20 protein-coding genes are annotated in these 26,913 nt (G+C 60.0%); 8 read left to right on the forward strand and 12 right to left on the reverse strand.

Annotated features, from left to right (window positions below):
* Window positions 1–160: 160 nt before the first annotated feature.
* The 7 genes from G518_RS36730 to G518_RS0124380 all read right to left on the reverse strand — a co-directional run bounded on the left by G518_RS36730 (window position 161) and on the right by G518_RS0124380 (window position 10,065).
* Entirely contained in the window at window positions 161–1,279 is a 1,119-nt protein-coding gene (locus G518_RS36730) for a substrate-binding domain-containing protein (protein WP_036595948.1), read from the reverse strand.
* A gap of 620 nt (window positions 1,280–1,899) precedes the next feature.
* Complete coding sequence (locus tag G518_RS0124355) at window positions 1,900–2,673, reverse strand: ABC transporter substrate-binding protein (protein ID WP_245598121.1); 774 nt, start codon at window positions 2,671–2,673, stop codon at window positions 1,900–1,902.
* 308 nt (window positions 2,674–2,981) lie between these two features.
* Complete coding sequence (locus tag G518_RS0124360) at window positions 2,982–4,892, reverse strand: molybdopterin biosynthesis protein (RefSeq protein WP_028604747.1); 1,911 nt, start codon at window positions 4,890–4,892, stop codon at window positions 2,982–2,984.
* A complete protein-coding gene (locus G518_RS0124365; RefSeq protein WP_028604748.1) occupies window positions 4,889–6,145 on the reverse strand; it encodes a molybdopterin molybdotransferase MoeA in 1,257 nt (418 codons plus the stop codon). Before G518_RS0124365 ends, G518_RS0124360 begins: the two co-directional genes overlap by 4 nt.
* A 78-nt stretch (window positions 6,146–6,223) precedes the next feature.
* Complete coding sequence (locus G518_RS0124370) at window positions 6,224–7,201, reverse strand: Bug family tripartite tricarboxylate transporter substrate binding protein (RefSeq protein ID WP_028604749.1); 978 nt, start codon at window positions 7,199–7,201, stop codon at window positions 6,224–6,226.
* Between the two features lie 50 nt (window positions 7,202–7,251).
* Window positions 7,252–9,051: an acyclic terpene utilization AtuA family protein gene (locus G518_RS36735; protein ID WP_051237357.1), complete on the reverse strand. Its 1,800-nt coding sequence runs from the start codon at window positions 9,049–9,051 to the stop codon at window positions 7,252–7,254.
* A gap of 12 nt (window positions 9,052–9,063) precedes the next feature.
* Window positions 9,064–10,065, reverse strand: a complete 1,002-nt coding sequence (locus G518_RS0124380) for a Bug family tripartite tricarboxylate transporter substrate binding protein (protein WP_028604750.1) — start codon at window positions 10,063–10,065, stop codon at window positions 9,064–9,066.
* A gap of 128 nt (window positions 10,066–10,193) precedes the next feature.
* On the opposite strand from G518_RS0124380, the gene G518_RS36740 reads away from it, so the two are divergent.
* Window positions 10,194–11,132 (forward strand): LysR family transcriptional regulator, encoded by a 939-nt coding sequence (locus tag G518_RS36740; RefSeq protein ID WP_051237358.1) that lies wholly within the window; start codon window positions 10,194–10,196, stop codon window positions 11,130–11,132.
* A gap of 102 nt (window positions 11,133–11,234) precedes the next feature.
* On the opposite strand, the gene G518_RS0124390 is transcribed toward G518_RS36740, so the two are convergent.
* A complete protein-coding gene (locus G518_RS0124390) occupies window positions 11,235–12,215 on the reverse strand; it encodes an NAD-dependent epimerase/dehydratase family protein (protein ID WP_028604751.1) in 981 nt (326 codons plus the stop codon).
* A gap of 65 nt (window positions 12,216–12,280) precedes the next feature.
* Here G518_RS0124390 and G518_RS36745 point away from each other — a divergent pair, with 65 nt between their 5' ends.
* Window positions 12,281–12,841: a TetR/AcrR family transcriptional regulator gene (locus G518_RS36745; protein ID WP_084652230.1), complete on the forward strand. Its 561-nt coding sequence runs from the start codon at window positions 12,281–12,283 to the stop codon at window positions 12,839–12,841.
* Between the two features lie 42 nt (window positions 12,842–12,883).
* Here G518_RS36745 and G518_RS0124400 read toward each other — a convergent pair whose 3' ends face one another.
* A complete protein-coding gene (locus G518_RS0124400) occupies window positions 12,884–13,783 on the reverse strand; it encodes a LysR family transcriptional regulator (RefSeq protein ID WP_028604752.1) in 900 nt (299 codons plus the stop codon).
* A 126-nt stretch (window positions 13,784–13,909) separates the two neighbouring features.
* Here G518_RS0124400 and G518_RS0124405 point away from each other — a divergent pair, with 126 nt between their 5' ends.
* The 5 genes from G518_RS0124405 to G518_RS0124425 all read left to right on the forward strand — a co-directional run bounded on the left by G518_RS0124405 (window position 13,910) and on the right by G518_RS0124425 (window position 20,616).
* Window positions 13,910–15,433 carry a CoA-acylating methylmalonate-semialdehyde dehydrogenase gene (locus G518_RS0124405; RefSeq protein WP_028604753.1) on the forward strand — a complete coding sequence of 508 codons (1,524 nt, stop codon included), beginning with the start codon at window positions 13,910–13,912 and terminating at the stop codon, window positions 15,431–15,433.
* A gap of 8 nt (window positions 15,434–15,441) precedes the next feature.
* Window positions 15,442–16,602 (forward strand): acyl-CoA dehydrogenase family protein, encoded by a 1,161-nt coding sequence (locus G518_RS0124410; RefSeq protein ID WP_028604754.1) that lies wholly within the window; start codon window positions 15,442–15,444, stop codon window positions 16,600–16,602.
* Between the two features lie 224 nt (window positions 16,603–16,826).
* Window positions 16,827–17,921: an enoyl-CoA hydratase/isomerase family protein gene (locus G518_RS36750; protein ID WP_036595957.1), complete on the forward strand. Its 1,095-nt coding sequence runs from the start codon at window positions 16,827–16,829 to the stop codon at window positions 17,919–17,921.
* A gap of 178 nt (window positions 17,922–18,099) precedes the next feature.
* Window positions 18,100–18,999: a 3-hydroxyisobutyrate dehydrogenase gene (gene mmsB, locus G518_RS0124420; RefSeq protein WP_028604755.1), complete on the forward strand. Its 900-nt coding sequence runs from the start codon at window positions 18,100–18,102 to the stop codon at window positions 18,997–18,999.
* A gap of 624 nt (window positions 19,000–19,623) precedes the next feature.
* On the forward strand, window positions 19,624–20,616 hold the full coding sequence (locus G518_RS0124425) for a Bug family tripartite tricarboxylate transporter substrate binding protein (protein ID WP_036595949.1): 993 nt from the start codon (window positions 19,624–19,626) through the stop codon (window positions 20,614–20,616).
* Window positions 20,617–20,804: 188 nt separating this feature from the next.
* On the opposite strand, the gene G518_RS0124430 is transcribed toward G518_RS0124425, so the two are convergent.
* The 3 genes from G518_RS0124430 to G518_RS0124440 all read right to left on the reverse strand — a co-directional run bounded on the left by G518_RS0124430 (window position 20,805) and on the right by G518_RS0124440 (window position 25,085).
* On the reverse strand, window positions 20,805–21,965 hold the full coding sequence (locus G518_RS0124430) for an isochorismate synthase (RefSeq protein WP_245598117.1): 1,161 nt from the start codon (window positions 21,963–21,965) through the stop codon (window positions 20,805–20,807).
* Between the two features lie 386 nt (window positions 21,966–22,351).
* Window positions 22,352–24,376, reverse strand: a complete 2,025-nt coding sequence (locus tag G518_RS0124435; RefSeq protein ID WP_051237360.1) for a sensor histidine kinase — start codon at window positions 24,374–24,376, stop codon at window positions 22,352–22,354.
* Window positions 24,363–25,085, reverse strand: coding sequence for a response regulator transcription factor (locus G518_RS0124440; RefSeq protein WP_245598119.1), 723 nt, complete (start codon window positions 25,083–25,085; stop codon window positions 24,363–24,365). The genes G518_RS0124435 and G518_RS0124440 overlap by 14 nt, the downstream gene beginning before the upstream one ends.
* Before the next feature lie 192 nt (window positions 25,086–25,277).
* Here G518_RS0124440 and G518_RS41340 point away from each other — a divergent pair.
* A partial coding sequence (locus tag G518_RS41340) for a right-handed parallel beta-helix repeat-containing protein (protein WP_211231764.1) occupies window positions 25,278–26,913 on the forward strand: 1,636 nt, incomplete at its 3' end.

Below are 26,913 nucleotides of genomic sequence, written 5' to 3' on the forward strand. Positions count from 1 at the left end.
GGGGAGGGTTGGGGAGGGGGCACGCGCGGCGCATCTACTGTAGGAGCGCCAGGCATGCCCCCGCCGGTTGTCTCGAGCTCGCCCGGAAATGAAATTTGTCGCGGTCAGTTTTGCCGCCTTCATCTCCCCTCAGCCGCAATCTCAACCTCAACAGCGCACCCTAAGACTTAGGATTTTTATAGCGCCACCACGGCAACGCCTGAGTGAGCGATAGCACCTCACCCGGTTTACTCACGCCGTAGCCGGGCAGTTTTTGCAGCACCTCCGCCCAAGCGGGAGATGCCAGCCGCGCGCGCAACGCACGCAGCGGCGGGGTCTCCAGATCTTCCTTCAGGCACAGCAGGTAGTAGTTCTCGTCCACCAAAGGTGAGAACGCAAGGCCTGCTTCAATGGCCGCAGCCTCAATGCCAATGCCCACATCACCTGCACCAGAGGCGATGCTCGAAGCCACGGCCACATGCGTGTCTTCCATGTGCGTGGTGTAGCCAGGCACGTCTTCCGGAGACACCTCACTTTGTTCCAGCAGATGATCAGTCAACAAACGCGTGCCGGATGAAGGCTGGCGTGACACAAAACGCCACTTGCCCGTGCGCAGTGCAGCCATCCCGTCAGGCCGGGTTTCGCCCGTGCGCCAAATCCAGCCCTGGCGCCGCCAGTGGCTACCGATCAGCTTGTGGGTACCCGGTTGCAGCAACGGGCGCAATGCCTTGGCCATCACGCTGTTGGACTGGGCATCCTGCGCCACATGAAAGCCTGCCACGCGGCAACGCCCGTCATTGAGTGCACGCAGCGCCTCTTGGCTGCCGGCAAAGCGAAGGCCAATGTGCAGGCCGTCGCATTCCTCTGCCAAGGCTTGCAAGCGGGGCAGGCCCAAATCATGGCTGGCGAAAATTTCAAGAACCTGCAGTCTTGCGTCGTCGGCCATTGCAAACACGCGTGCCAATTCTGCGCGCAAGGCTTCAACATGCGGCGTCATGCGCACGCGGGCTTGGCGTTCGGCCCACATCAGGCGCTGAGCAAACGGCGTAAGCCGCGCCCGCTTGCCCTGTTCCCATTGCACTAGAGGTGAGCCGAGGACAGATTCCCAATGTTTGAGTGAACTCCACGCATGCCGGTATGAGCCGTTTTGCGCACGAGCGGCTGCGCTGATGGACCCATGTGTTTCTAGCGCGGAAAGTAGATCGAACAGCGGGTTTTCGATCTCTGCACCGAGCTGACTTGTAGGCTTGGTGGACTCGAAGGTATAGCGAAGATGAATGCCGCGGCGGGAGGATGACATGGGCGAGGGGGTCTGAATTCCCCGAAGTGTCTCACGGGCGGAGAAACCGGGATCGTTTGGGCAATTCGCGGCGCAGACAAGGTCTTCCGTGCCGCACCCCATTCAGGTTCTTGAAGTTATCGTTCCCAGTATGGGGAACTCTAATAATCCCAAGGCCGAGCGCAGCAATGGCCCGAATGGGTATCCCACCCCTTTGGGCCGTGCCGAGGAGCACAGGGCAAGGGGCGGGCAAGAGCACTGCAAGATGCTCTTGCTTCAAGAACTAGCTTGCGGCAGCTGTTTGAACGTAGTGAGCGAAGCGAAAGAAGAGAGTTCTGCCGCACCGCCCCTTGCGCGAGCACCGGAGGGTGCCCGGAGCGCAGCGCAGGGACACGGACTTGGGGTCGCCTTTCTTTTGCCTACTTTTCTTCGGCCGGCGCTCCGGTGGCGAAGCAAAGAAAAGTAGGTGCGCTGCCGGGCGCAATTCCCGGCCTCCGACCTCAAAAAAAGAGCAGAAGGTAGTTAGCAACCGCAGCGCCTAAATCAACCGCCGCTTGCCCTCACCGGATGGCCGGCCCCCCCAACCCTCTCCCAGGGGGAGAGGGAGTAACCCCCCCTCACCACGCGCAAAACCTCACCCCCTACTTATTAGCATTCGGAAAGAACAATTGTTCGCCACCGATCTTGTAGGAAGCCACAGCCTCCTGCCCCTTAGCCGACACCACCCAATCCGAAAACGCCTGCGCAAAATCTTTCTTGGCATGCGGGTGTTTCGCCGGGTTTACCACGATCACACCGTATTGATTGAAGAGCTGCTTGTCGCCCTCCACCAAAATGGCCAGATCCCCCCGGTTCTTGAAGTTCAGCCAAGTGCCACGATCGGTGAGTACGTAGGCATTGGTGGATGAGCCAATATTGAGCGCCTGACCCATCCCGCACCCGCATTCCTTGTAGCCGGAGGGCTTGCTGCCAGCAACATCAACGCCCGCAAGCTTCCACTGGCGTAACTCAGCAGAGTGCGTGCCGCTCTTGTCACCCCGCGAGACAAAGGATGCGTTCTTGTCAACAATGCCCTTCAGCGCGCTCGCAATGTTGTTGCCGCGCACGCCAGCCGGATCAGCCTTGGGGCCGACCAGGATGAAGTCGTTGTACATCACCGGCTTGCGCTCCAGGCCAAAGCCTTCGGCTACAAACTTTTCTTCGGCAGGCTGGTCGTGCACAAACAGAATGTCTGCATCTCCACGGCGTGCCATATCCAAAGCTTGCCCGGTGCCTACGGCCACTACGCGCACGTTGATGCCTGAAGCTTGTGTGAACTGAGGCAGCAGTTGCTTGAACAGGCCTGATTGCTCTGTAGACGTGGTGGATGCCATCACGATGAACTTGTCTTGCGCCTGAGCAACAGGGGCGAACATCAAAGCGGCAGTCAAAGCAGGCAGGGTGCGGAGGAAAAGGCGTTTGTAAGCAACCATCGGCGTGGGTGTTCCGTAGAGTTATGGGATCAGACTTATTCTGTAGGAATCACCATGGATGCACCATATGACCTCGTGAGCATAAGTTTGGGGTGGCAGCGCCTCGACTAATACAAAAGGTCCCCGCTCGGCATGCAGCGTGCGCAGAAATATCCAAGCCCGACAGCATCCTAGGCGGGCAAAGCGGTCATCGCCATGTCGGCGATCTGGGGCGGTCTTCCGGGCTGACGGAAGCTGGACGAGGGGGAAAATCAGTCGACGCGAAAGCCGAGATTGCGCAGTGCTTCGCGAGCTGCTGAGGACTGCAGCAACGCGATGAAGGCCGTTACTGAAGCACGCTCCATCCGGGCCTTAGGTATGACAAAGTCGTAACGCTCTTCCTGCACGGGAATAAAGCCCAGCCCATATTGCCGCGCCACGGTATCGATGGCAAGGCCCCAGTCAGCGCGTTGCTGCGCCACCGCCACGGCCACTGCGTTGTGCGACTTGGTCTGCACGCCGTAGCCTGCAGGTTTGGTGCCGGCCAGCAGTCGGTCGATAAGAATGCGCGTGCCACTACCCGCATTGCGGTTAACCATGGTGCATGCTGGATCGGCCAAGGCTGTGGCCATGGCGTCGGCTGCGGAATGCCCTTCAAATCGTGCATCACCAGGGCGGTAAACAATGCCCTGCATGCGGCCATACCCGGTCACCAATTCCAGGGCTGGTGTGAGCAGCGGGCGGTTGTACTCGCCGGTGGCAGGGTCCATCAGATGGATGCCTGCCGCATCGCACTCGCCGCGCTTGGCGGCCATTAGCCCGCCTGTGCTGCCCACACTCATGGATTTGATGCGAATGCCTTGCTGCATAAGCTGCCCGGCAAGCCAATCAAGGCCCACGCAGTGGCTACCGATGAGGATCAGATCTGCAGGCTCCAGCGCCTCACCAAGCAATTGCACTTGCACCGGCGCGCCCGCTTCCAGGATCTCTGTGTGCTGGCCAATGGTGATGAAGCCATCCGCGCTGCTGAACGTGGTGACCGAACCCGAACCTTTGCCCATGGGGTAGGCAGACAAGCCATCGTCAGTGGGCACCAGTCCCACCAGGAGATATTCGGTGCGCCCGCGCTCGGAGTTGATGCGCATCGGCAGTGTGGCCGCCACCTGCCTTCGCTGCTCAGGCGGCAGCCCTGCAAATGCGCGAATCACCGGCGCCAGAAACTCATGAAAAGTAAAGACCGCTGAGGTGGGAAAGCCCGGCAAAATGACCACCGGCTTGCCATTAGTCACAGCCAGACACACCGGCTTGCCAGGCTTGAGTGCAACCCCATGCGCCACGATGCCGGGGTCTTGAAGGGCTGCCACTACGCGGTAGGAGAGGTCACCTTCACCCTTGGATGTTCCTCCTGAAAAAACTACGGCATCGCAAGTCAGGCCTTTTTGGAGAGCTGCTGAAAGTGCGGCTTCATCATCAGGAATGACGCCCAGGCGCACCGGCTCGCCACCCAGCTCTTGTACTGCCGCGCTGATGATGGCGGCGTTGGAGTCATAAACCGCCCCCGTGGGCAATGGCGCGCCGGGCGCAACGATTTCATTGCCGGTTGAAAAGATCGCCACACGTGGCTTGCGATGCACGTCAAGCTCTGCCAGGCCCAATGCCGCAAGCACGCCGATCTCCCGTGAACTCAAGGGTTGACCGGCGCGCAGCACGGTCTCACCGCGTGCAATATCAGTACCTGCATAGCTCACGTTCTCACCTGCAGTGGCGGCTCGGCGGATATGAACCTCACCTGCATCTGCGTCGGTGTATTCGATCATTACCACGGCATCGGCACCGCGCGGCAGCATGCCACCGGTCGCGATCGAGGTGGCTACCCCTTTAATCACTTCGCGCTTGGGTACGATGCCGGGCGCCAGGGACTCATCGGTCAGCGAAAGCGTGCGCACGTCTTCTTCCATCGCGCCCCAGGTGGCTTCGGCCTGCACGGCAAAGCCATCCACGTTGGAACGATCAAAGCCGGGCACGTCGATGCTGGCGAGCACATCGTGGGCAAGCACTCGGCCCAGTGCTTCATGCAAGGGAATGGTTTCTGTGCCTAGCGGTACAAGAGCCAGATGCTCACGGAAGCGGCGCTCGGCTTCGTCTCTGGTGACGACCTGAAGGAATTGCGATTGAGCTTTCACGGGCGTTCGTAGAGATAGACAGTCACTTCGGAGCCAGGGCCAAAACCCTCGCTTTCTGCGGGTGCCACCACAAAGCCATCGGCCCGTGTGGTGGTGCTGAGCATTGACGCACCGGAAAGCGCCAGCGGCTCAACACCATCTACCCCCAGTTTGATTCGCACATAGTCCACACGGCCTACCTGTGAAACAATTTTGCGGGCCACGATGGCGCGTTGTGCAGGGTAGGGCCATTCGGTGGGCCGGCCACCCATTCGGCGAATGGCGCGGCCGGCAAAAAAATCATAGGCGCACAGGCAAGACACCGGATTACCTGGCAGCAGAAAAACCAGGGCATCGCCGATACGCCCCATTCCAGCTGGGCTGGAAGGCCGCATGGCCACCCCATGAATGGCCAGCTCTCCCAGCTTTTCCAGCAAGCGCGGCGCGTGGTCTTCCGCGCCCACGCTGGAGCCACCGGAGAGGAGGATGACATCCGCCCCTGGGGCAGACAAGGCCTGCTCAATGATCTGCGGGTCATCGCCCAAGCGCTGGTGCGATTCAAGCACCGCGCCATCGCGCTCCAGCAGGCCGCGTAAAGTCATGGAGTTGGCATCGTAGATTTCGTAGGCGCTCTTGGCGGTGCCGGGCGCTCGCACTTCATTTCCCGTAACCAGCAAACGCACACGCGGCTGGCGCACCACTTGCAATTGCGAAAGCCCAAGGGATGCGACCAAGCCCAAATCTTGTGGGCGCAGCCGGCGGTCGGCATTCAACACAGCGCTGCCACGCGCGATGTCTTCGCCCACATGGCCCACATGCTGGCCCGGCGCTACAGCTTGCGTAATGGCGATGCGACCATCTTGTTCGGTGGCATATTCGGCGGGCACTACAGAGTCCAGCCCCTGCGGTACGGGGGCACCCGTCATGATGCGAATGGCAGCGCCTGCAGGTATGTGCCCATCGAATGGGCGGCCTGGCCAAGCATGGCCCATCACAGGGAATTCAAGCGGGTTGTAGTCGCCCGCGCCAGTGGTGTCGTTGCCGCGCAGCGCGTAGCCATCCATGGCCGAGCGATCAAATTCAGGTACCGAGATGGGGGCGATCACCTGCTCAAAAAGAACCCGGTCGCTGGCTTGCTCCAGGGTTATGGTTTCGCCAGATAACCGCTGTGCAGTGCTGGTGTCAACCCAGGCGAGCGCAGAGTGAACTTCAGTGCGATGAGTGAACCCGCGCATACGCACATCGTTCGAGATTTTTGTGTCAACTGCACGCATCCCAACAAGTATATAGGTGCGCCACTCATGGATGGCAGCACCCATCAATGGGGCTCAGGCCGTCTTGGTAAAACGCATCTATTGCGCAACGGCCCCGGAAGCCTTCACCAGCGCCGCTTGCCGCGGAATCTCTACCGCCAGGTAGTCGCTTACCAATTTCGGCGGGCCTCCCTGGGTGTCCACGCCCATGGTTTCGATCCGTTTACGCGAAGAAGCATCAGCCAGGACTTCATTCAGTGCGCTGTTCAGCCGCGTGATCGACGCTTCCGGCAGGCCTTTGGGCGCGAGCAGCATGAAGCAGGTGTCGCTTACCAGATCGGGATAGCCTTGCTCAGCAGCGGACGGTACTTCAGGCAGAACCGAAGAGCGATTTTTAGAGAAGACAGCCAGCACTTTCAACTCGCCAGCGCGGACGTGTGGCACTGTCATGGGGATGACGGGGAAGATGGCCTGCAGCCTTCCTCCCATGAGGTCTGTCAGGGCGCCCGCGGGCGTGGTGTAGGGAATGTGCGTGAGCGCATTTCCCGCCTGGCGGCTCACCATCTCACCCGCAATGTGCCAGGAACTGCCCACGCCGGTAGTGCCGTAGCTCACCTTGCCGGAATTGCGCTTGGAGTACTCCATGAAGTCCTTCAGGTTCTCCACGGGCATGGACTTGCTCACGGCAATGACGTTCGGTGTGCAGCCAACCCTGCCGATGGGGCTGAAATCCTTCACCGGGTCATAGCCCACATCCTTATATAGCGCGAGATTGGTAGCCAGCGGCCCTGTCCATGAGATCACCATGGTGTAGCCATCAGGCCTTGCGCGCGCCGCCTGTTGCATACCCACATTGCCACCTGCGCCAGGACGATTCTGGACGATGATGGTCTGGCTGATGCGCTTGCCGATCTCCTCAGCCAGCAGGCGCGCTATCGGGTCTGACGAACCTCCTGCACCGGCCGGGAGGATCATGGTGATGGGCTGGCGCGAGGGCCACTCATCGGCGGCGAGGGCATTCGTTGCGAACAGGGCGCCGAGTGCTGCAGCGGTAAAGTGGAAGATGGTCTTGTTCATGATGCAGGTGTGGATAGATGGCTTGGGTCGAGAGCGGTGGTGGCTAAAGCCTAGACGGCTGTGGCGGTCGAAGCGGAAGCAGTTTTTGAGTTACCCGTGTCATGCATGCTGACCTTCACCGGCATCATTTCACGCGGAACGAGGCAGGAGTTCAGGCCTACCACTGGTCGCAGGCGAGATCCGGTGGCACTGGTGGCCCATTTACCCGTCCCGGCCACGCCGTTGACCGCCAGCGGATCCACTTCACGGCGGAGCTTGTCGGCCTCGCTGCGTTCCATGGCCTTCACCGCAATTCGCAGGATGACCTCGTATGGTTCCTGGCCCATCGGTGGTGATGACTCGCGGTGCACGGCGTTGATGCCCAGGTAGTCGAAGCGGATCTCTTCTGCCTTGAGCTTGATCCGCTCAAAGCGCTGCTCCAGCAACTGCTGCGTCATGCGTGCCCGTTCCAGCGCTGACGGGCCGGCGAATATCACCATCTCTTCGGTCATGTAGCCTTCGCGCACGCCAACCAGCGCTTTTAACGTGGGAGTGCGTGGTTTACCGGCGTGATCGATGGTGACTTCCACTTCATCGACGCCGACCTGGTGGAAGCTCACCTTGGTGAGATCGGCGATGCAATCGGGGCAAATGTAGTTGGCCGGGTCTTGCACCTCGTAGAGCAGTTGCTCCTTGCAGGTCGCCTCGGACATCAGGCCGCCCGAGTTGGGCAGCTTGGACAGCAGGATGCCGTTTTCGCTCACCTCGACGATAGGATTGCCAATGTCTACCAGGCCAGGGACTTCCTTATAGCCCGGGTCGGCGAAATAGCCGCCACTGACCTGTCCACCGCACTCCATCAAGTGCCCGATGATCATGCCCCGTGCCATGAGGTGGTGGTCGTCCAGGCTCCAGCCAAATTCAAAGGCCAGCGGGCCCAGGTAGACGCAGGCATCGGCCACGCGGCTCGTGATGACCACGTCGGCACCGGCTGTCAAAGCCTCCACGATGCCCTGCGCTCCCATGTAAGCCTCCGCCGAAACCACGGCGTCTCCACTGTCTGCGATTGGTCGGCCGCCTTCAATGAAGTTCAGTCCCATGTCCCGGATGCGCTCGCTCAGGATCGCGCCGCCCACGGCGGCGACCTTCAGGTTGTCAATGCCCAGGCTTCGGCCCAGCGCCACGATGCGCTCGGCCGCAGCCACCGGGTCCAGCCAGCCCTGGTTGGTGATGATGCGAATGCCCTTGCGCTTGCAGTCCTTAAGCAGAGGTTCCATACGTGCGACCAGATAAGGATCGTACGGAGGCACGCTCTGGTCTTCCATGCGCGAGACCTGAGCCGCGCTCATGGTGATCTCGGACATGGAATCAAAGCAGAGGTAGTCCACGTTACCGCGCGCGACGAGCTCTTCCGCCGGTTCGAAGCGGTCGCGCGACCAAGCCGAGGCTGACCCCAGGCGCACCGACTTGCCTTTGGTAGCGGCTTTCGAAGGGTGGGCTGAGGGAATCGACAACTCACCGGAGCGCACTTTCTGCGCACGCCCAATGTAGCCATCAGGCACGGTGACTGGCAGGGACAACATCAGCGACGAAAGGGCCTTACCCGATTCCTCGAAAGCCAGGGTTCGGGAGCGGCCACCTTCCAGCACTTCATCCAGGACGAAGTTCAGCGCGCCAATGTGCGGCGCCTCGTAGCGCTTGATACTGCCTTTGGTGATGGGGCCGTAGAGCTTGCGCACGGCCTCCACAGTGACCTGCTCGCACAGCAGGGCGTAGTCCTGCATGTCGTAGGCGATGACGGAGATGGTGGAGTTGTTGCCCTTTTCGCCAGAGCGCGAATGCGCCACTTCGCGCAGAGTGAGTGTTTTCATTGAGATTGTCTTTCAGTCAATGGTGGCCCCAGTGGCCTTGACCACTTCCGCCCATTTGGCGATGTCAGCGCTGACGAAACTGCGGAATTCGGCCGGTGTGCTGCCCACGGTGGTGAAGCCCTGCTGCGCCAATTGGCTCTGCGCCTCGCGGTCATTCACTGCGTCGACCAACGCGCGATTCAAGCGAGTGGTGATGGCCGGGGGCATGTTGGCCGGGCCGAAAAGGCCCATCCAGGCAGTCGCGTCAAAGTCCTTGATGCCCTGCTCGCCTGGTGTGGCCACACCAGGCAGCAGTGAGGTCCGCTTGGGCGAGAGCACGGCCAAGGCTTTCATGTTGCCGGACTTGATGTGCTGCACCAGCGCTGGCACCTGGTAGATGATGATTGGCACGTGGCCTGCAATGGTGTCCGTCACGCCCTGTGAAATGTCTTTGTAGGGCACATGCACCAGCGGAATGCCAGTGCGGAGCTTGAACAGCTCGCCTGCCACCTGGCCCGATGAGCCCACACCGCCAGTTGCAAAGTTCAAGCCCCCCTTGCTCTTGGCTAGAGCTACGAGTTCCGCAAGGTTGTTGGCGGGTACATTTTTGTTGACCACCAGCAGGTTGGGGAAGTACGCTGCCAGAGAAATCGGCGTGAAGTCGCGTAGCACGTCATAGGGGATGTTTTTCATCATCGACGCATTGATCGAATGCGAGGAGATGGTGCCCATGACGAGCGTGTGCCCATCTGCAGGCGCTTTCGCCACGAACTGGCTGCCCAACACGCCGCCGGCGCCAGCTCGGTTTTCAACTACGACGGGCTGGCCCAGGTTCTGCGCCATGTGCTTGGCTAACACACGAGCCAGGATATCCGTGCTTGAGCCGGCGCCGTACGGCACGATCAGCGAGATGGGTTTGGTGGGGAAGGGCGCCTGCGCCAGTGCTGCAGCAGGGAGGGTGAGAGCCACAGCCGTCAGGCACATGAGGCGAAGGGCGGCCATGCCAACGGCGCGCCGTGGCTTGAAATTAGTCATTCTTGTCTCCAGACCCCGGTGCTCCGGGTTGTCATGGAATGCTAAAAGTTGCCCGGTATGGTGGCAAGCGCTATATTCACATGCATTGATAGTCTGACGCGATCAATGACCCCATCAACAAACGACGCATGAGTTCCCTTCCCTGGCTGGATGTTTTTAACCGGCTCAACCTGAACCACCTGCTTGGTTTCATGGCTGTGGCGGAGACCGGAAGCTTCCGCGCGGCCGCCGCGCGCATGCATATCTCTCAGTCCGCGCTCAGTGTGCAGGTGCGGCTGCTGGAGGAGGGGCTTGGTGTTCCGCTGTTCCATCGCACGACGCGGGTGGTCAGCGTCACTGCCGAAGGCCTGCGGTTGCTGGCTGTGGCGCGGCGCTTGGGCGAGGACCTGGGCCAGGTTGTGATGGAGCTGAAAGAAGAAGCTCAACTTCAACGCGGCGTCATCACCGTTGCGGTGCTACCGTCGCTAGCGGCCAGCATGATGCCGCGCGCCATGCGCGACTTCGCTGCCCTGCATCCGGGCATCGACATCCGGTTACGCGATGGCGATTCACAGCAGGCAGCAGCGCTGCTGCGGCAGGGGGACGCCGATATGGGCGTTTTGTCGCGCAGCGATGCGCTGCACGAGTTCGTCTTCACGCCATTGTTTCTTGACGAATTTGTGGCAGTAGTGCCTGCACGAGGCCATGCGCTGAGCGCTCGCAAAGTGATTAGCATCGCTGCGCTTGCTTCGAGCGCCCTGCTGTTGAACCCTAGGGGTACTGACACGCGCGAAGTGCTGGAGACGATGTTCGCCGCCGCCGGTATCGTGGTACGGCCAACCCAGGAACTGGTGGGGACGCATGCGATGCTGGCGCTGGTGGAAGGGGGCTTTGGTATTGGCGTGTTGCCCGAGATGGCGCTGGTAGGGGTTCACATGCCGCAATGCCGTTGCGTCAAGTTAAGCAACGGCGGCAGAAGGGAGATCGGCGTCATGCTGTCAGCCAAGCGCGCCCCGTCGCCGGCGGTGACGGCGTTCAAGGCGTTTTTGCAACAGGAGGGGCCTGGTTACCGCCAGGAAACCGCGTGAGCCGCCGTGCTACGCCCACGTTGGAGTTTGAAGGCCCACTCGTTTCAGAAGCACTAGCTCTGCAAGGGGCGGCTCCGGTCAGGCCCCTACGCTGATCTCTTTCTATGGCTGATCGGACATAGCCTTGAGCCCCTGTTCACGCGACACCACAGGCTTGAAGCCAAGATCGCGTTGCGCTTTGCTGGTGTCCAGTGTGAAAGGCGCGCCAATGAGGCGCAACATCTGACGCGTCATGGGCGGTTCGCCTTGACGTGAAAACGCACGCCAGAACCACTCCATGGCGCTGGCCATGGACCATACGATGGACAGAGGTGCCGAGGCGCGCGGTGGAGTGATCCCGCGTGTCAGCAGCAAGTTTGAGAGCACGTCTTTGAGCGTGCTGTCGTCGCCATCACTGACAAAGTAGGCCTCGCCACCGCGACCCTTCTCTACCGCGAGTTCGAGCGCATGGCAAACATTGTCAACATGCGCGGTGGACATACCTTGTGAGCCGTCGCCTACCCAGCGGAACTGGCCGGCTTTCACGGTTTTGACCATGTCATCCAGCGTTGGCATGCCGGTGCCCCATATCATTGGTGGGCGAACGACCGTTGTCTCAAACACCCCGGGGCGGTTGGCATTCAACACCAGTGCTTCACTGCGGGCTTTTGACGCGCTGTAGGGTGCCCATGAACGCTCCTGACGCGGGTGGGATTCATTGACGCGCAACATAGGCTCCATGTCACCCATCACTACCGCCGCGGCGCCTAGCTGTACGAAGCGCCTGACAGAAGCGGCTTGCGCAGCTTTCAGCAGATTGGCTGTGCCCGACACGTTCGTACGTTCAAACTCGGCCGGCTCGCCCCACACCTTGAAAAGAGCCGCCACGTGGAAGACTGCGTCACAGCCGCGCGCAGCACTGGTGAGTGAGTCCAGGTCATCCAGGGCGCCGCGTACCGCCTGCCCACCGAGTCTTTCTACAATTCGTATCGCTTCGTCGTTACGTGCCAGCGCTCGGACCTGGTGTCCCTGTGCCACCAGACGTTCGATCAATCGGCCGCCTACGAACCCGGAACCACCCGTCACTAGATATGTGGAAACCATGAAACACCTTTGTATAACGTCGATATACAAATAATATATCGACGTTATACATTCGTCAAGTAACTATGCACGCAAGGACAGGGATGGAGAAGGAGACGCAGATTCTCGACAGGGCGTTGGAGCTGCTTGAGGCGCAGGGGCCGGGTGGTTTAACCACTCGTGCAGTTTGTGAAGCTGCAGGGATCAAGGCGCCTACGCTCTATCACTACTTTGGTGACAAAGACGGCTTGGAGCGGGCCGTGGTTCAGCGCGGATTGACAGACTTCATGCGGCGCAAGCAGCAAGCCACGAGTTCGGTTGACCCCCTTGAACAGCTCCGCGAGGGCTGGGACATCGCGCTTGAGTTCGCACTGAAACGCCCGGCTCTTTATGCGCTATTCGCCCAGCATGCCCGGGCCCACCCTGCACTGATCGCGGATGCGTACGCGCTGATGTACTCCCGTGTCCAGCGACTGGTGGACATGGGTCGCTTCCGTGGACCGGTAGACACCACAGCGCGCGCCGTTTGGGCAGCGTCTCAAGGGGCGCTCTCACTAGTGCACTCGGGTGCGTCGAGGAAGGAAATTGAAACCCTCAATGACCTGCTGTTTGACGCCATTGTTGGCAAGCTCTTGCTAAGCTCGTAGCAGGCTCGGGGATCTCGTTTTGCGGGGCCTTCGATTTCTATCTCAAGCCCTGCAGGTTCCCAGAAGCAGAGACTGCTCCGCGCCGATTACCTCTCTAAGATAGTCCCAGGTCATGCGAATCCGGGGCACCTGCTTGACTTCCTCCGGCATCGACATCCAGAACGAGCGCTTGAAACGCACCTCTTGTTCCAGCACGGGGGTAAGGCGCGGCTCACGGTCGGCCAGAAAGGCGGGTAGCACGCACAGCCCGCCGCCAGCAGCGGCAGCATTCAGTTGAGCCATGACACTCGTACTGCGCAGCGTGAAGCGGTCGGGTGGATCGATCTCATTGATGAACTGCAACTGCTTGCTGAACAGCAGATCATCCACATAGCCAATCAGGCTGTGCTGCTTAAGATCTTGAAGAGAGTCCAGCGGCGGGCAATCTGCCAGGTAGTTTTTGGCGCCGTAGAGCAGCAGCACGTAATCACACAGTTTGGTCACTACGAACGGGCCACGTTTGGGCCGTTCGAGCGAGATCACGATGTCGGCCTCTCGCCTGGAGATGCTGACCACGGCGGAAACCGCCACCAGATCAATGGTCAGGCGCGGATGAGCCGCCGCGAATGATCCAAGATAGGGTGCCAGCACCGCTGAGCCAAAACCCTCAGTAGCGCCAATGCGGACCACACCGCCCAATTCACTGGCCGGTGGCTCCGCGTGGCCTTGAACTCGCGAGACCGCCGCCTCCATGGCTTCGGCATCCGAAAGCAGAAGCCGACCTTCCTCGGTCAGCTCCATGCCGGATGAGGTGCGAACAAAAAGCGTGGACCCTAGTTTTTTCTCCAAAGTCTGCACCCGGCGCGACACCGTGGTGTGGTCTACATCCAGCCGGCGAGCCGCCGCAGTGAGCTTGCCGGTCCGCGCGAGCTCCAAAAAGTAACGCAAAAGATCCCAATCCATGCTCTCAGGTCTCTATTTGGAGTGCTGTGCAAATTTGCAAGGGTGAATTCAGTTTGGACTATTGTGCACAATGTTTTGCAAGCCTAAGATCTCGCCCATCCGACATTTCCCATAAGGTTTCTTCTCATGTCATCTTCTTCCGTTCAGACTTCGAGCATCGCAACCGTCAAACTACTCATTGATGGGAAATTCGTGGAGTCCACCACGACCCAATGGCGAGATGTCGTGAACCCGGCTACCCAGGAAGTTCTGGCACGCGTTCCTTTCGCGACGCCTGAAGAAATCAATGCGGCAGTGGCCGCAGGCAAACAAGCTTTCAAGACCTGGCGCAAAACCCCCATCGGCACCCGCGCCCGCATCTTCCTGAAATACCAACAACTCATCCGCGAGAACATGGGTGAGTTGGCCGCGCTGCTCACAGCCGAGCAAGGCAAGACGCTTCCAGATGCCGAAGGCGACGTGTTCCGTGGCCTGGAAGTGGTGGAGCACGCCGCTGGTATTGGCAACTTGCAACTGGGCGAGTTGGCCAATAACGTCGCCAACGGCGTAGATACCTACACCTTGCTGCAACCACTGGGCGTGTGTGCCGGCATTACCCCGTTCAACTTCCCAGCCATGATTCCGCTGTGGATGTTCCCGATGGCCATCGTCACCGGCAACACCTTCGTGCTGAAGCCATCTGAGCAAGACCCCATGGTCACTATGCGCCTGTGCGAACTGGCCTTGGAAGCGGGCATTCCTGCGGGCGTGCTGAACGTGATTCACGGCGGCGAAGACGCGGTGAACGCCATTTGCGACCACGCGGATATCAAGGCCATCAGCTTTGTGGGCTCCACCAAGGTGGGTACGCACGTTTACAACCGCGCCAGCCTGGCAGGCAAGCGTGTGCAGTGCATGATGGGCGCTAAAAACCACGCCATCGTTCTGCCAGATGCCAATAAAGAGCAAACCCTCAATGCCCTGGCAGGTGCCTCTTTCGGCGCAGCCGGCCAGCGTTGCATGGCGGTGAGCACGGCGGTTCTGGTGGGCGATGCACAAAAATGGATTCCTGAGCTGGTGGCCAAGGCCAAAACGCTCAAGGTCAATGCCGGCACTGAAAAAGGTACTGATGTAGGCCCGGTGATCTCCTGCGCTGCAAAAAGCCGTGTGGAAAGCTTGATCGAGCGCGGTGTGCAAGAAGGCGCCAAGCTGGAGCTGGATGGCCGCAACCCACAAGTGAGTGGCTTTGAAAACGGCAACTTCGTGGGCCCAACCATCTTCTCTGGCGTGAAGCCCGGCATGTCCATCTACGATCAGGAAATCTTTGGCCCGGTGCTGTGTCTGGCCGCCGCCAATGATCTGAGCGAAGCCATCGAGTTCATCAACTCCAACCCCAATGGCAACGGCACCGCCATCTTCACGCAATCGGGTGCGGCTGCACGCCAATTCCAGGAAGACATCGATGTAGGCCAAGTGGGTATCAACGTGCCAATTCCTGTGCCAGTGCCCATGTTCTCGTTCACCGGTTCACGCGCTTCCAAGCTGGGCGATCTGGGCCCGTACGGCAAGCAAGTCGTTTTGTTCTACACCCAGACCAAAACCGTGACAGCGCGCTGGTTTGACGACAGCACGACATCGCAAGGCGTGAACACCACCATCAGCCTGCGCTGAGCACGCGCATGGACTTCGAGCTCTCAGAAGACCAGCGAGCCTTCGCCGACACCGCACGCCAGTTTGCACAAGCTGAGCTGGCGCCGCATGCGGCGGAGTGGGATGCAAAATCCATTTTCCCGCGGGAGGCCATTGCCAAGGCGGGCGAGCTGGGCTTTTGCGGCCTCTATGCGCCTGAGAATGCGGGTGGCTTGGCGCTACCCCGTCTTGATGCCACGTTGGTGTTTGAAGAAATGGCGGCGGTGGACCCTTCAACCACGGCCTTCATCACTATCCACAACATGGCCACCTGGATGCTCGGCACCTGGGCGACGGAGGCCGTGCGAGAGCATTGGGGGCCGCAACTGGCCTCCGGTCAGAAGCTGGCCAGCTATTGCTTGACTGAGCCTGGCGCCGGCTCTGATGCCGCTTCGCTCAAGACCCGTGCCGAGCGCGAGGGTGACTCGTACTTCATCAGCGGAAGCAAGGCTTTCATCAGCGGTGCAGGCTCCACTGATGTGTTGATCCTGATGGCCCGTACGGGCGGTGGAGGTGCAGGTGGCATCAGCGCCTTCGTGGTGCCCGCTGATCTGCCTGGCATCCACTACGGCAAAAAAGAAGAGAAGATGGGTTGGAACAGCCAGCCCACACGCCAAATCAGTTTTGACCGCGTGCGCGTGCCGGCTGACCACCTACTGGGCGGCGAGGGCGATGGCTTCAAGATCGCCATGAAGGGCCTGGATGGCGGGCGAATCAATATTGCCACCTGTTCAGTGGGTGCGGCGCAGGGTGCCTTGCGCCATGCCCAGCGCTACATGCTGGAGCGTCAGCAGTTCGGCAAGCCTCTGGCCAGTTTCCAAGCGCTCCAATTCAAGCTGGCGGATATGGCCACTGAGTTGGTGGCTGCACGGCAAATGGTGCGCCTGGCTGCCTCCAAGCTGGATGCCGGAGCGCATGAGGCCAGTACTTATTGCGCCATGGCCAAACGCTTTGCCACGGATGCGGGCTTCAATGTGGTGAACGATGCATTGCAACTGCATGGCGGCTATGGCTACATCCGTGAATATCCGCTGGAGCGCTTGCTGCGTGATGCACGAGTCCACCAGATCCTGGAAGGCACGAACGAAATCATGCGTACCATCATTGCTCGCCGCTTGCTCCAAGGTGATTCGCTGGAGAGCTTGCAATAAAGGCAATGCGCGGCCGCGCCGTTCAAGGCTGTGGCCAACAGGGGCGCGTGAACTATTCCAGTGCGCGCAACCCCTAATTGAAGAATACTTACTACCAATTAAACCGTTCGCGCTGAGCTTGGCCTGCACTGAGTCAGTCGAAGGGTCGAAGCGCCACGCGAGGCTTCGACAGGCTCAGCCCGAACGGTGTTTATCGATTAAGCGCAACTCGGAATGAGAGACTCATGAGCGACCAACTGATATCTGCACCCGTTCTGTTTGAAACCATCCAAACCGCAAGCGGACACCGCTTCGGCCGCGCCACACTGAATGTGCCCGCCAGCTTGAACGCGCTTTCGTTGGAGATGGTGGATTTGCTAAATCCACAACTGGCCGCTTGGGCCGCTGATCCGCAGATTGCTGCAGTCATCCTGGATGCAGCTGGCGACAAGGCGTTTTGCGCAGGGGGCGACGTGGTCGGTCTCGTCAAGGCCATTCGCGCATTGCCTCCCGGCCAGGTTCCGCCGGAAGCCCCCGCGTTCTTTGAGCGTGAATACCAGCTTGATTACCTTATTCACACCTATCCCAAACCTTTCGTGTGCTGGGGCCACGGCATCGTGATGGGCGGTGGTATTGGTTTGATGGCGGGTGCCTCCCACCGAGTGGCCACGCCCAAAACGCGCATGGCTATGCCGGAGATCAGCATTGGTCTATATCCTGACGTGGGCGGTAGCTGGTTGCTGTCCCGTTTGCCGGGCAAGAGTGGTGAATTCCTGGCCTTGACGGCAGCCTCCATCAACGCTGCTGACGCTTTGTTTGCTGGGTTAGCAGATTTCCTGGTGCCGCATGAGCAGCACGGCGCACTATTGCAAGCCATTGCCAAGGCTTCCTGGCAAGGCGAGAAGGAATCTGATGGCGCGCAGTTGTCCCATATGCTGGAGCAAATGGGGCAGAGCACCCCTGTCCCTCATTCACCGCTGCGTACCCACCTGGATCGCATCAATGCCGTGATCGGCCATGACAGGCTGCAGGATATGGCGCCGCGCTTAGGCGCGTTGGCTCAAGATGAAGAGCCCTGGTTGGCACAGGCCGGCAACACCTTTCTTAAAGGCTCGCCCACCTCTGCTGCGCTGGGGCTAGAGTTGCAACGCCGCGCCAAGCACATGTCTTTGGCAGAAGTTTTTCAGATGGAGCTGAAAGCTTCTGTGGGCTGCTGCGCTCACCCGGATTTTGCGGAAGGTGTGCGCGCGCTGCTGATTGATAAAGACAAGAGCCCGCGCTGGACTCCGGCGACTCTGGCGGAAGTCACGCCGGAGTGGATAGAAGAACATTTGAAGTGAATTTGAGGTGCGCTTTCTCTCGCTTGCGGGAGAGGCGCGAAAGACCGAGATATTGATTCGAATTAGTTGAGACAGCTTTCGTGTGAGGCCATAACGCGCAAGCGCGCCCTCACCCCAGCCCTCTCCCGCTTGCGGGAGAGGGGGTAAGACATCACGCAACCTAACGGAGACTAAAACCATGAGTACATCTGAACGCGTCGCTTTCATTGGCTTGGGCAATATGGGCGGGCCTATGGCTGTTAACCTGCAAAAGGCGGGCTACGCTGTCTCTGCCTTTGATCTGAGTGCTGATGCGCTTGGCAAGGTCCGAGAGCAGGGCGTTACTGCCGCTACCTCCGCGAGTGCCGCCATTGAGGGCGCTCAGATTGTCATTTCCATGTTGCCGGCCAGCCGCCACGTAGAGGCGCTTTACCTGGGCGAAGGCGGCCTGATGGGCAGCCTTCCCGCGGGCACGCTGGTCATTGACTGCAGCACCATTGCACCGGCTTCTGCGCAGAAGGTAGCGGCTGCCGCGAAGGCGCGTGGCGTGGCGATGATCGACGCCCCCGTGTCTGGTGGTGTGGCAGGTGCTGCCGCTGGTACGCTGACCTTCATCGTTGGCGGTGATGTGCCGGCGCTGGAACGCGCGCGCCCCTTGCTGCAAGCCATGGGTAAGAACATTTTCCACATGGGTGAAGCCGGCGCTGGCCAGGTGGCCAAGCTTTGCAACAACATGGCGCTGGGTGTGATCATGGCGGTCACGGGCGAGGCCATTGCGCTGGGCGTGGCACACGGGTTGGATCCCAAGGCGCTGTCTCAAATGATGGCGGTCAGCACCAGTCGCAGCTGGGCCACCGAAGTGTGTAACCCCTGGCCAGGCGTGTTGGAAAACGCGCCTTCTTCACGCGGTTACGCAGGCGGCTTCGGCAATGACCTCATGCTCAAGGATTTGGGCTTGGCGGTCGAGGCTGCCATGGGCATAGGCGCGACTATTCCGTTGGGTGAGATGGCGCGCAATCTCTACGCCATGAACAAGCAAGCAGGGCGCGGTGGGCTGGACTTCTCCAGCGTTGTCAAACTGATGACGAACGAGGGCTGACACAGCGGAGCCAGCACAGAACGAACCGCAGGCCGACTTCGCTGATGGCCTGCGGCATGATGTTTTGTCTGGTTCCAGGCAACCGCAAAGCGGTGCAGCCTTAGGTGGGTTTGAACTAGGGCGTGTTCACACTAAATGCACCCCCGCGCCGGAGACTGCCGGGCCGTAGTGCAAGGCGCGTCTCGCAGCCAAGGTGCGATCCTTGGCAAGAGGCGCAACGCAGCAATATGGCCCGGCAGTCTCCGGCCCGGAGGGTGAGGCTCTGGCAACCCGCACTCAGCGTTGAAAATCCTCGCCGGGTGTCCAACCCGGCTGCGGTTTGCGCCTTGATTGCGGCTCGCCAGAACCTCACGCGGGGGTGCATTTAGTGTGAACACGCCCTAATGAGCCTCCGGCGCGTCCGGCGTACCTAGTGTCTCCAGATGGGGCAAGTACCGGACAGGTGATCCGCGCAGGATCCACCACAGCTAGACCTCCTGACGTGTTTTGTCGGCAACGCGTATGACCCAAGCAGTCCGGCGAAATGAGTCCGTGGCGGGCGTCTGGAGAGTGCGCTCTAGCTGACGTTCCTAGCTGCTAAACTGATACGGTACTTCCCGAGTCAACTCTCTTCTTCACATACGCATGAAACTCAACACGAGACAAGTGGTTCTGGGCGGCTTGGCCGCATTGCTTTCTTCAGGGCTGTTCACACCCGTTCTTGCTCAGGAGGCCGCGTGGCCAGCCAAGGGGCCGCTGACACTCATCGTGCCTTTTGGCGCGGGGTCAAGCCCAGACACCATGGCCCGTGTAGTGGCCGAAGAAGCGGGCAAGACTCTCAAGCAAACCATCGTCATCCAGAACAGGCCGGGAGCCAGCGGCAATCTGGGAACAGACCAGATCGCCAAGGCCAAGCCGGATGGCTACACCTTTGGCGTGTCTATCACCGGCCCGCTGGTGAATAACACCGTTATCTACAAAAACCTTCCATACAACCCCGTCACGGACATCACGCCGCTGACGCTCGCGGTGCATCAGTTCAACGTGCTGGTGGTGCCTGCCAATTCGCCCGTGAAGAGCTTGGCAGATCTGGTCGCGGAGATGAAAAAGCCGGGTGCGAAGCTCAACTTCCCCAGCACGGGTGCCGGCACGGTTTCGCATCTGGCGGTAGAGCTGCTGCTGGACCGGGTAAGTGGCAAGGCACTGCATGTGCCCTACAAGTCGTCTCCTGATGCCGTGACTTCACTGCTCAGCGGAGACACCAGCTTTGCCGCATTGCCTCCTGTGGCCGTGATGCCCATGATCCGCGATGGCCGCTTGCGCCCTATTGCTGCAGTGGCTGGCAAGCGCCTGAGTTTCCTGCCAGAAGTGGCCACCACAGCTGAGCTGGGCTACCCTGGCGTGGAAGGCTCGGGCTGGATTGGCTTTGTGGCGCCGGCTGGTTTGCCTGCTGATGTGAAGACCAAGCTCAATGCTGCGCTGACCAAAGCATTGGCTTCGCCTGAAGTCGGTCAACGCCTCACGACCATGTACATGGAAGCTGCACCTATGACACCGGATGAATTCGGCAAGTACATGCGCGAAGAGCTGCAGCGCTGGTCGCCCCTGATCAAGCGATTGAATCTCTCGGAAAACTGATCCTTCTTTCAGAAATAAACAAGGCCCGCAAAAGCGGGCCTTGTTTATTTTGGAAAACAGTGAGGTGAGCGTTGTACCGATTAGCGGTTACTTGATAAACACCGTTCGGGCTGAGCTTGTCGAAGCTTTGCGCAACGCTTCGACAAGCTCAGCGCGAACGGTTTTGTATTCTTGAAAGCAGGTTCGTATTAAGCAATAGCCCGCATAAAGGTTTCCATCTTGGTAGCCGTTTCACGGATTTCGCTTTCAGGGTCTGATCCTGCCACGGTGCCGGCACCTGCATAGAGGCGCAAGGTGCGATCGCCATCGTAGCGGGCGCAGCGCAAGGTGAGGGCCCATTCACCGTCACCGCTTTCACGCTGCCAGCCCACCAATCCGGCGAAGTATTCGCGCTCGAAGGGCTCCAGCTCCTTGATATGCTGGAAGGCCGTGGCCGTGGGAAACCCGCAGATGGCTGGCGTGGGGTGCAGCGCGCAGGCCAGATCCAAGGCGGTGGTTTCAGGGTTTTTCAGGCGCCCCGTGATGAACGTGGAAAGATGCCAAAGCGCGTCTGTGCCAATCACGGAAGGGCCATCAGGCACTTCCAGCTCATCGCAGTGCTCCTTCAGGATACGCACGATATCCCGCACCACATAGCCGTGCTCACGCAGATCTTTCTCCGAGATGGCCAAGCCTTCCTTGCGGGCTTTATCTTCTGCGGGATCTGCATGGCGGGGAATGGAGCCCGCCAGCGGATTGATGAACACCTGATCGCCTTCGCGGCGCACCAGCAGTTCCGGGCTGGCGCCCAGCATGACAGCCGCCGGCCGCTCGCCAGTGGCTTCGTCTGACCAGATGGGCACCGCAAAGGTATAGCCGTGTGCGTTGCGGCGCAGCAGATCGAGCAGGAGGTATTCGTAATTGAGGGGCGTGTCCAGCTCTACATCCAATGCACGCGAAAGCACGATCTTGCTGACGCCGCCAGCCGCGTACAAATCCAGTGCCTTGCGCACCATGTCGCCATAGACTTCCGGCGCCGGAACTGGTCGGCGGTTCAGCACCGAAGGCTTGTGGCCATTGGGCTGAGCATGTGCGCTCACTCCGTGCACGGACGGTGTGAAGGCCACTTGCGATGGGATGGTGAAGCTGGCCTTCAGCGAAGGATCAAAAGGAACCAGGCCGAACATCACAGGCTCTGCATGGCCCTTGGAGCGCGCTTCTTCAAAAAGACCTTTAACTGCTGTCGCCGTAGCGGGCACATGGCTGCGCACCGCGTCTTGCAAGCCGCGCGAACGCCACTGAAGGGAGGGCGATGCAAAGAACACATCGCCATTTTCCATTCCATCTACCAGCCAAGAGCTCTTAGTCACTTCACTTTCCTTCGCCTGCACCATGTCAGTTTTCACTCCATCACCATGATCTGAGTCGGGGATCTCATAAATTAAAGGACTCCCAACCATTGAAGTGATGATTATCTCTCTCGGCGTTTTAGATCATGAATGCGATCTGAGGCTTGCCCAGGCTAGTGGGCCCTCAGCGAGGACGGCAACGCTTCAAGAATGGGGTTGTTGAGACCTTCATCAACTATGCCAACATCCCTTCGGGCCTGTCGAAGCCTTGCGCCGCGGTTTCGAGCTTCGATTAGCTCAGGACAGGCCAAGCTCGGTGTGAGCGGTAGATAGGTTGGTTGTCACGAATTACGAAAACGTCAACAGGTATGTGCCGGGGTCGCCTACCGAAAGCCATAGGAACGTGTTCATGATTTATGCGCGGCAGATGGATCCTGAATGCGTTCCAAGGGCAACCACAGTACGAACTCTGTACCCTTCCCAGGCTTCGCATGCCATTGCACCTGGGCGCCCAGTGCTTCCACTCGTGCCTGAATATTGCCTATACCCTTGCGGCCTGGCTGGCGCTCACCTGGCGGCGGCGGGGTAAAAGGGGTGCCGTCATCTTCTATGCACACCTGCGCGCCCGGAACGCCCTGCCAATCGGCCTGGCCTGTACGCACCGTAATCTCGCGTGCACCGCTGTGCTTCACGATATTGGTCAGGACTTCTTGCAGGATACGCAGCACATGTAGCGCGTTTTGAGCATCCAGCCAAGGCAGTGGAGGCAGGTCTTGCACAGCCCAATGCAACTTCAAGCCCGCGCTCTCCAGCCGCTGCCCCAGGCGAAAGCGTAGATTGGCCAACAGGGCTAGAAGATCTGCATCCACAGGTTCCAGGGAGTCAATGGAAATTTTCAGATCGTCAATGCATTCGCGCAGTACTTGCGCCACATCCACTTGCACCGTAGATGGGTTCTCCACCATGCGCAGTGCGCTCATGAGCGACGAACCCACGCCATCATGCATATCGCGCATGACCCGTTGTCGCTCGTCCAGCAGCGTTCTCGAACGCTCGGCTTCACGCAGCTTTTCATACGTACTCGCCAGTATGCGTTCTTGTTCGGCCAACTGCTCAGTCAGTGTGGCGCTGGCACGTGCGGCCACGTGCAGCGCACTGGTGTAGCGGTTCAGCGCGATCACCAGGAACAGAGTGATGATGCCCAGATAGATGTACGACGAGAGATACACGTTCTCGATGTACTGGTAATTTTGCAATGCCAGATCGTGTAAACCCATAGGAAACGAGATCAGCATCCACCCCGCGAGGAGAATGCTACCTGGCGTACGCCGCCGCCAGGCGCCAGCCACCGCAACGTACAACACCAGCAAGAAGGTGGGTATCAAGCTGAATCTCAGCAAGGGCAGCATCGTGGTCAATGCAGGCGCCCATAAGGGGATGGCCGCCAGAGTAACCAGCAACGAATAAATGACCAAGGCTTTGGCCTGGCGGGGGCGCTGGCGTTGCTCGAAGAGGCAAAACACGTAGAAAAAGCACACCAGTGAGCCCTGTGACCCAGCCAAGGTCGACCATGCGAACCAATCATCAGGTAGCCCAATGCTGCGTTGGTCCACCAGGAAGTGCAGCGATGAGAACACCTGGCAAATCGACACCAGGAAAAACAGAAGGTAAGTTGTCGCTTCTCTCTTGCGGATGAGCCATACCGCGAGCGAAAACAAGCCCAGCACCAGGTAGGCTCCGCGCAGCATGGATATGAGGTCTACCTGGAACACATGGCGAACACGCCAGGAGTTGCCAAGCACCTCGTCCGGGCCGACCCACACCGAAGACAGCGCTCCACCCACACCTTCCACCATCGCTGCACGTACGTGCAGAACGGCTGGTTCTCCCGGACGTGTAGTGCCACCCAGATCAAGCCAGATCGGGCGATTGAAGCTGTTCCATACCCGGCTTCCTCGTGATTGCCAGAGCAGTTGGCCATTCACATACAGTGCCTTGGTGCCCACGCTCTGCCAGCGCGGGATGTAGAGCCTTGGGCCTTGCGGGGTTGCTGCCAGTGCAGACGCCGGTAATGTCATGCGATACCACAGCACCTGGGGGGGCTCATCCTCAGGATTGCCTGCCCCAGCAATCACTCGTGGCTTGGCATTCGGCAGAGCGACGTTGTGCCAGGACGTACTGGAAGCCAGGACTTCATCGTCGCTTTCTGCCAGCGAATGTGGCGGCTCCCATTCTGTGCTGGGAGAAGCCCAGGCTTGTGCTTGTGTCAGATGCGCAGCGGGCGGCAGATTTTCTTGCGAAGGCGAGCAAGCGGCCAGCAAGGCGAGCGACACCAGAAGACACAGAAGTAGCGCCATCCCCGGGAGGGGGCGGCGCCATTCTGGAAGCGGCCGGTTTCGCTGGAGGGCGCGCGGCACTTCAGGCTGGCCCATCGAGCAGCCCTTGCCGCACGCCCTCGTGCACGGCTTCTGCTCGCGTTTTTACCTGCAACTTTGCGTACAAACGCCGCACGAAAGAGCGTACCGTGTGGCGCGACACGCCTAGCGATTGCGCCACTTCGTCGAGCGTGTGGCCACGAGAGACCAGGCGCAGCACCTCTGTTTCGCGAGAGGATAAGACGGAGTCAAGTTCCGCCACGGCATCCACCGGCGTGTGCCGCTGCACCAGCAGTTTGCGCGCCACCATGGGGCTGATCGGGCTGCCGCCCGCATGGAGATGGCGAACTTCATCAACTACCCCTTGCGCTGGCACGTCTTTGAGCAAATACCCCAGGGCGCCTGCTTCAATCGCACGAAGCACATTGGCTTCGTCACCGAAGATAGTGCTCACCATGGAAGCCACGTTCGGCCAACGTGCCCGGGCAGCAGCGATGACATCCAGACCGCTGCCATCAGGCAGGCCCAAATCCACCAGCAGGACATCGGGAGATTTAAAGTCCTTGGACCGTACTGCCTCCAGGGCGTCCGACCTGGTCGCCACCGCCCAAACAAGATGCATGTCCTCAGCATCATTCAAGGCCGAAACCAGAGAGGCGCGGCAAGCAGCGTCATCTTCGACCACAGCAACGCGTATGGGCGCGGCCGGCATTGGTACGGCCGGTAGCGGTGCGGCAGGGGTTGGCGCAATGGATGTGTTTGGCATGTCCGCTATCTTGACTCAAACCGCGCGCTCCGCAAAACCTCTTTTGAAGCTGCAAGCTCGATTTTTCTGCGGTATAGGGGTTTCCTGTAGCCCATTCGGGCGACATACATTTTGCTTGGATCCCGCTAGACTGTTTTGAGAGAGTTCTGTATCAAATTGCAGGGCGATAAGAACAGGCAGAAGGGAAGCAACATGGACACCAATCTTGAGCACTACCACCAACGGAATGCGTCTGTTGTAGCCCGATCATCGGGGCGGACAGGGCAGATCAGGACGACTGAGCAGTGCTGTTCACTGAGAGGGCTGGGCAAGCTGATCGCGCCATGGGTATTACTGTTGACTGCTGGCATGGCGCAGGCTGCCACCTTCACCGTGACCAATGCTGCAGATAGCGGCGCTGGCAGTTTGCGCGCAGCGGTGGCGCAAGCCGCTGGCAGCCCTGGCAACGATCTCATTACGTTTGCACCGGGGATTACCCATGTGCTTCTGAACAGCCCGCTGATTATTCAAGACAGTACGGGCAGTGTGACGGTGCAAGGGGTGGGAGTCACGCTGGATGGGCAGCTTAAAGGCCGGGTGCTGGAGGTGACCAGCGGAACTGAGGCTAGGCTAGAAGGCCTGACTATTCAGCACGGGCTGCTGGCAGGCAAGGGGGGCAACGGAGGGGCTACTCCGTCGGCCTTGCCCTCAATGGGGGCTGGCATTTACAACGCAGGCCAGCTGACGCTCGCGGCCAGCACCATCACGCGCAACTACGCCACTGGAGGTGGTGCGGGAGGACATGCGAGCAATTACTACTTCGACGGAGGTGGGGGAGGCGGAAGCGGAGTGAGAGTGCCGGGCGCTGGGCCAGGAGGGGCAGACCTCAAGGGCGCAGGTGGTGACGGTGGTACTGGGTACAACGCTTGGGGCAGTGATGGATACACCGCCGTAGGTGGGGGCGGAGCCATTGAGGAACCTACAGGCGGCGGCGGCGGGCGTTTTGATTCCTCCGTGAGCGCTAACGGGGGGGCTGGTATTAACGGTGGTGGTGCTGGCGGCGGCAGTGGGTGGAATGACAATGCAGGAGGCGGAGGCGGAGGTTGGGCTGGTGGCGGAGGCGGTGGAGGGGGCTACAACGGTGCTGGCGGCGGTGGGGGAGGCTTTGGCGGTGGGGGCGGGGGTGCCCACCCTACCTCTGGTAGTGGCGCTACCGGCGGTATTAGCGGTGGCGCTGGCTCTGGCGGCGGCAACGGCGGTTCAGGCGGGCCTGGCAATACCGGCACCGGAGGCGGCACCGGAGGCGGCGGCGGCGGCGGCGGCGGTTATGCGAGTGCAGGTGGCATCTGGCTAGGCGGAGGCGGCGGTAGTTTTGGCGATTTCGATGGGATTGGCGGCAATGGCGGTGCAGCAGCCGCAGGCATCTATAACGCAGCAGGCGCTGTGCTCACGCTGGAAGCTCAAGTGGTCCTGAATCACAACCTGGCCGCAGGGGGCGGTGGTTCGGTTGCGCGATCGGGTGGCCGTGCAGTGGGAGGTCTGTGGAATGATGGCGCCGTGAGGGGGCCTGGTCCTGCGAGTTTGAGTGGTAATGCTGCTGGTAGCGGCTTGGGCGGGACTAATGGCACTACCCCAGCCGCAGAGGCAGATCTGTATGGTGTGCCCAAGATCTCCGGAGTGAGCTCCAGTACTCTGGATGGTGCGTACAAAGCGGGCGACACCATTAGCATTCAAATCACCTTCAGTGAAACTGTCACAGTGAGCGGCGTTCCCCAGTTGGCTTTGGCCACGGGCGGTGCGGGTCAGGTGGCTTCTTACAGCGGGGGAACAGGAACCAACACGCTAAGTT

This window comes from Ottowia thiooxydans DSM 14619 (assembly GCF_000422885.1).
Taxonomy (GTDB): Bacteria; Pseudomonadota; Gammaproteobacteria; order Burkholderiales; family Burkholderiaceae_C; genus Ottowia; species Ottowia thiooxydans.

What these genes read in the sequence shown, in the direction of transcription:
- G518_RS36730 (WP_036595948.1), bottom strand. Translation starts at nt 1,279, where the DNA reads ATGTCATCCTCCCGCCGCGGCATTCATCTTCGCTATACCTTCGAGTCC.
- G518_RS0124355 (WP_245598121.1), bottom strand. Translation starts at nt 2,673, where the DNA reads ATGTTCGCCCCTGTTGCTCAGGCGCAAGACAAGTTCATCGTGATGGCA.
- G518_RS0124365 (WP_028604748.1), bottom strand. Translation starts at nt 6,145, where the DNA reads ATGCGTGCAGTTGACACAAAAATCTCGAACGATGTGCGTATGCGCGGG.
- G518_RS0124370 (WP_028604749.1), bottom strand. Translation starts at nt 7,201, where the DNA reads ATGAACAAGACCATCTTCCACTTTACCGCTGCAGCACTCGGCGCCCTG.
- G518_RS36735 (WP_051237357.1), bottom strand. Translation starts at nt 9,051, where the DNA reads ATGAAAACACTCACTCTGCGCGAAGTGGCGCATTCGCGCTCTGGCGAA.
- G518_RS0124380 (WP_028604750.1), bottom strand. Translation starts at nt 10,065, where the DNA reads ATGACTAATTTCAAGCCACGGCGCGCCGTTGGCATGGCCGCCCTTCGC.
- G518_RS36740 (WP_051237358.1), top strand. Translation starts at nt 10,194, where the DNA reads ATGAGTTCCCTTCCCTGGCTGGATGTTTTTAACCGGCTCAACCTGAAC.
- G518_RS0124390 (WP_028604751.1), bottom strand. Translation starts at nt 12,215, where the DNA reads ATGGTTTCCACATATCTAGTGACGGGTGGTTCCGGGTTCGTAGGCGGC.
- G518_RS36745 (WP_084652230.1), top strand. Translation starts at nt 12,281, where the DNA reads ATGCACGCAAGGACAGGGATGGAGAAGGAGACGCAGATTCTCGACAGG.
- G518_RS0124400 (WP_028604752.1), bottom strand. Translation starts at nt 13,783, where the DNA reads ATGGATTGGGATCTTTTGCGTTACTTTTTGGAGCTCGCGCGGACCGGC.
- G518_RS0124405 (WP_028604753.1), top strand. Translation starts at nt 13,910, where the DNA reads ATGTCATCTTCTTCCGTTCAGACTTCGAGCATCGCAACCGTCAAACTA.
- G518_RS0124410 (WP_028604754.1), top strand. Translation starts at nt 15,442, where the DNA reads ATGGACTTCGAGCTCTCAGAAGACCAGCGAGCCTTCGCCGACACCGCA.
- G518_RS36750 (WP_036595957.1), top strand. Translation starts at nt 16,827, where the DNA reads ATGAGCGACCAACTGATATCTGCACCCGTTCTGTTTGAAACCATCCAA.
- mmsB (WP_028604755.1), top strand. Translation starts at nt 18,100, where the DNA reads ATGAGTACATCTGAACGCGTCGCTTTCATTGGCTTGGGCAATATGGGC.
- G518_RS0124425 (WP_036595949.1), top strand. Translation starts at nt 19,624, where the DNA reads ATGAAACTCAACACGAGACAAGTGGTTCTGGGCGGCTTGGCCGCATTG.
- G518_RS0124435 (WP_051237360.1), bottom strand. Translation starts at nt 24,376, where the DNA reads ATGGGCCAGCCTGAAGTGCCGCGCGCCCTCCAGCGAAACCGGCCGCTT.
- G518_RS0124440 (WP_245598119.1), bottom strand. Translation starts at nt 25,085, where the DNA reads ATGCCAAACACATCCATTGCGCCAACCCCTGCCGCACCGCTACCGGCC.